The following is a 3,870-nucleotide window of genomic DNA, read 5'->3' on the forward strand; positions in this document are numbered from 1 at the left end:
GTGGGCTGGCCGGTCTGGCCGGTCTGGCCGGTCTGGCCGGTCTGCGAGCCGTCACCGCCGGCCGGCTGGCCGGTGGCCGGGTCGAGCAGCAGGGTGGCCGACTGGGCGTTCTTGAAGTCGAACATGCCCTCGATGGAGCCGGCGTGCTCGTCGAAGGAGGAGTCGCCGATCCGGCCGGTCTTCCAGTTGTCCTCGACGAAGCGCAGGATCGAGGACTGGTCGGTGAGCGCGTGGTCGACGAAGTTCGCCTTGGCGTACGGCGACAGCACCATCAGCGGCAGGCGCGGGCCGAAGCCGCAGCGGTCCGCGTAGCCGCCCCAGCCGGCGTCCTTGCCGCACTGGCCGGCGCCGCTCAGGCTGTCGTTGGCGGCGTCGCGCGAGCCGTTGACCGGCTCGGCGAACTTGTGGTCGTACCAGCCGTCCGAGTCGTCGTAGGCGATGACGACGGCGGTGGAGGCCCAGTCCTTGGACTTCTGGAGCTTGTTCAGGGTGTCGACCACGAAGTGCTGCTCGTCCAGCGGGTCGGAGTAACCGGCGTGGCCGTCCTGGTAGTTGGCGGCCTTGAGGTAGCTGACGGCGGGCAGGTTGCCGTTGGCCAGCGCGGCGTCGAAGTCGGTCAGGTCGTACTGGTGGTTCGCCTGGCCGTTGTGGCCGACCTCGTCCACGTTCTTCGGAGCCAGGTGGCTCGGGTTCGCGGTGGACTTGTAGTACTGGAACGGCTCGTGGTGCGGGTTGTAGTCGGTCTGCGAGGCGCCCACGACGTTGGGGTGGGCGGCTTCGCAGGCGGCCTTGCCGTCCTTGGTGCCGGTCGGCTTGAAGCCGCCCTGGAACCAGCCCCAGGTGACGCCCTTGTCGTTGAGCAGGTCGCCGATGTTCCTGCCGGTCATCACCAGCTGGTTGTGCTTGGGGTTGGAGCAGTCGTCGTAGCCCGGGTCCGGGTCGTTGATGACGGTGCCCACGCCGTTGGCGTCCGGGGAGGAGACCACGTAGGCGTCGGTGGTCTTCTGGCCGGTCTTCGGGTCGACCGGGTAGCCGCCGTGGGTCTGGCCCGAGACCAGGTTGAGCGCGCCGGGGGTGGACGGGCCGAAGGTGGTGCCGAAGGAGTTGTCGCTCATCGCGAAGCGCTGGGCGTAGTTCCACAGGGCGGTGACGGTGTTGCCGTCGTAGTAGTCCATCACCAGGCCGGGCTGGGTGAACATCGGGGCCTTGCAGCTCTCGACGTCGGTGTGCTCGACGAACTTGTCCATCTTCCCGCCGTCGAAGGCGAGTTGCTCGTCCTTGTAGGTGTGGTCCTGGTCGCAGGTGACGGCCTGCGCCGGGGTCAGGCGCTTCGGGTTGGTCCCGTTGGGGTTCTTGTGGAGCAGGTCGTCGCTGAGGCCGTCGACCTTGGGGGTGTCCGGCTTGGCGGTGAACTTCGCCTTGTCGTCGGCGGTGTTGGCCGCGTTCGGGTAGGTGCCGAAGTAGTGGTCGAAGGAGACGTTCTCCTGGAAGATCACCACCAGGTGCTTGATCGGCGTGGCGGTCTGCGGGCCGTCGGCCGCGAAGGCGGCGGGCGCCCCGCCGAAGGCGGCCAGTGAGGCCGCGCCGACCAGGCCGGCGCCGTACCGGAGCCACCGCTTGCGGGTGGGGACTGCGTGCATGGCTGGTTCCTCGGACGTCATCGTCATCAGTGTCAGGAGTTGGGGCCGTGACGCGCGTAGCACGGCGTCGCGGCGGCTAGAAACTAGACCTGCCACATGAACGGGATTGACGCGTTCATGTGAATCCATGGTGAACCAACCGGGTGCGAAACGATGCGTCAGGGCGGCGAATCGGCGGACAAGTCCGCCGATCTCCGTCGATCTCCGGCGAATGCCCGCCGACGATTTCAGGCCAGCAGCGTCGCCTCGACTCCGGCCAGCACCGCCGCCAGGCCCTGCTCGAAACCCAGGTCGAAGTCCTGGAACATCACCCGGCCCGCCTCGGCCGCCAGCGGGTGGGCGGCCAGCCGCTCGGCGCGCGCCTCGACGTCGTGGCCCTCCCGGTCGGCGAAGGGGTCGGGGCCCATGGCCTGCTCCTCGACGACGTAGCCGATGGTGTAGCTGTACGCGGTCTGCCAGGCGCGGGCGGCGGCGGCCGGGCTGAAGCCGGCCCCGATCAGCACGCGCAGCGCGGCGTCCAGGCCGGGGGCGTAGGAGGTGTCCGTGAAGCGGGCGCCGCTGTAGACCTTCGCGCCGTCGCGGTAGCGCAGCAGGTGGGCGCGGAGCGTGCGCATGGTCGCGAGGTACTCCTGGCGCCAGTCGTCCGTCGGTGGCGGCGCCTCGGCCGTCATGCGGCGCATGATCTCGGTCGCCATCTCGTCGAGCAGCGCCTGCTTGTCCTTGAAGTGCCAGTACAGCGCCGGTGCCTTGACGTCCAGTTCGGCGGCGATCGCGCGCAGGGTGAGGCCGTCGAGACCGGCCTCGTTCAGCAGCCTCAGCGCGGTGTCGACGACCTGGGCGTGGTCGAGCTTGGGGGTTCTCCGCAGTGTCACGGTTGACAGTTTAACGCCGTTAAGTGCAAGCTGCGGGCAACGGCTACTTAACAACGTTAAGGAGGTTTCCGTGGCGATCCGCGACATCGATTTCCAGGGAGAGGATCTTCAGGACATGGCTTTCCACGGCACGACCACCGAGGTCCTGATCATCGGCGCCGGGCCCACCGGCCTCGCGCTGGCACTGGACCTCGCCCGGCGCGGCGTCACCGCGCTGGCGGTCGAACGCGGGCCGGCGCTCTTCCCCGGCTCCCGCGGCAAGGGCCTCCAGCCGCGCACCCTGGAGGTCCTGGACGACCTCGGCGTGCTCGACGAGGTCCGCGCGGTGGCCGGCCACTACCCGCCCAACCTGTTCTGGCGCGACGGCGAGCCGCAGGGCGAACGCCGGATGTACGACCCGACCGAGCCCTCCGAGGCCGAGCCGTACACCGAGACGCTGATGCTGCCGCAGTGGCGCACCCAGCAGGTGCTGTACGCGCGGCTGCGCGAGCTGGGCGGCGAGGTCGCCTTCGGCCGCGAACTGGTCGGCCTGATGCAGGACGAGGACGGCGTGACCGCCGAGTTCGCGAGCGGCGGTCCGGTCCGGGCGCGCTACCTGGTCGCCGCCGACGGCGGACGCTCGACGGTGCGCCGGCTGCTCGGCATCGGGATGACCGGGGAGACGGTGGACCCGACCCCGATGCTCGTCGCCGACGTGTACCTCACCGGGCTCGACCGCGAGCACTGGCACGTCTTCGAGGCCGAGCAGGGCATGCTCGCGATCTGCCCGCTGGCCGGGACGGAGGAGTTCCAGCTCGTCGCCCAGTACCCGGAGGGCACCACCGCCGACCTCTCGCTCGACGGCCTGCGCGCCCTCGTCGCCGAGCGCTCGCACCTGCGCGCCGACCAGCTGACCGGCGTGCGCTGGGCGTCCGAGTTCCGGCCCCGCGCGGCGCTCGCCGACCGCTTCCGGTCCGGCCGGGTCTTCCTCGCCGGCGACGCCGCCCACGTGCACTCCCCGGCGGGCGGGCAGGGCCTGAACACCAGCATCCAGGACGCCTACAACCTCGGCTGGAAGCTGGCCGCCGTACTGTCCGGCCGCGCGGACGCCGCCCTGCTCGACACCTATGAGGAGGAGCGCCGTGCCAACGCGGCCGCCATGCTGGACCTGTCCACCCGGGTCCACCGGGGCGAGGTCCGCCGCGGCCGGGCCACCCAGCAGCTCGGCCTCGGCTACCGGGCGTCCTCGCTCGCCGTGGACACCCGCCCGGCCCTCGCCGACGACGCCCTGCGGGCCGGCGACCGCGCGCCGGACGGCCGCCGGGGCGGCACCCGCCTCTTCGACGCCTTCCGCGGCCCGCACTGGACGCTGCTGACCG

3 protein-coding genes are annotated in these 3,870 nt (G+C 70.9%); 1 reads left to right on the forward strand and 2 read right to left on the reverse strand.

Annotated features, from left to right (window positions below; translation table 11 throughout):
• Window positions 1-1,640, reverse strand: a 1,640-nt coding sequence (locus J0670_RS32625; RefSeq protein ID WP_207815705.1) for a phospholipase C, incomplete at its 3' end; no start/stop codon positions are given.
• A gap of 227 nt (window positions 1,641-1,867) precedes the next feature.
• Entirely contained in the window at window positions 1,868-2,512 is a 645-nt protein-coding gene (locus tag J0670_RS32630; RefSeq protein ID WP_207815707.1) for a TetR/AcrR family transcriptional regulator C-terminal domain-containing protein, read from the reverse strand.
• A 115-nt stretch (window positions 2,513-2,627) separates the two neighbouring features.
• Here J0670_RS32630 and J0670_RS32635 point away from each other — a divergent pair.
• A partial coding sequence (locus J0670_RS32635; protein ID WP_207815710.1) for an FAD-dependent monooxygenase occupies window positions 2,628-3,870 on the forward strand: 1,243 nt, incomplete at its 3' end.

This window comes from Streptomyces sp. FH025 (genome assembly GCF_017427025.1).
In the GTDB taxonomy this organism is placed as follows: Bacteria; Actinomycetota; Actinomycetes; order Streptomycetales; family Streptomycetaceae; genus Kitasatospora.